This window comes from Mycolicibacterium pyrenivorans (assembly GCF_025821625.1).
Taxonomy (GTDB): Bacteria; Actinomycetota; Actinomycetes; order Mycobacteriales; family Mycobacteriaceae; genus Mycobacterium; species Mycobacterium pyrenivorans.
Genome location: NZ_JACKSH010000124.1, coordinates 1 through 387 on the forward strand (window position 1 = coordinate 1; position 387 = coordinate 387).

The window sequence follows — 387 nt, forward strand, 5'->3', positions numbered from 1 at the left end:
GCGCGCGGAACAACAACTCCTCCGTCGACACCGGGGTCTGCGGAGCCGATTCGAAAAATGCTTCAGGGAAACGGAACAACCCCGCCAGCAGCTCGACATCGGCGTCATCGAGTCGGATGATCTAAATGCTTCAGGGAAACGGAACAACCCCGCCAGCAGCTCGACATCGGCGTCATCGAGTCGGATGATCTGCGTTTTTTCGATCTGGGACTGCCGGGCAGGGGACACCAAAAACCTCAATCATCGTGCGCTCAATTCAACGTCACCGGGTTGGGATACCGGCAAGCCCCGGACACCAAAAACCTCAATCATCGTGCGCTCAATTCAACGTCACCGGGTTGGGATACCGGCAAGCACCCAACACTGTGCCTGATAGCTACGACAACT

General features: G+C 56.8%; 1 protein-coding gene. It reads left to right on the top strand.

The features are described from left to right. A partial coding sequence (locus tag H7I57_RS15945) for a hypothetical protein (RefSeq protein ID WP_264024583.1) occupies window positions 1–373 on the top strand: 373 nt, incomplete at its 5' end. Window positions 374–387: the final 14 nt, after the last annotated feature.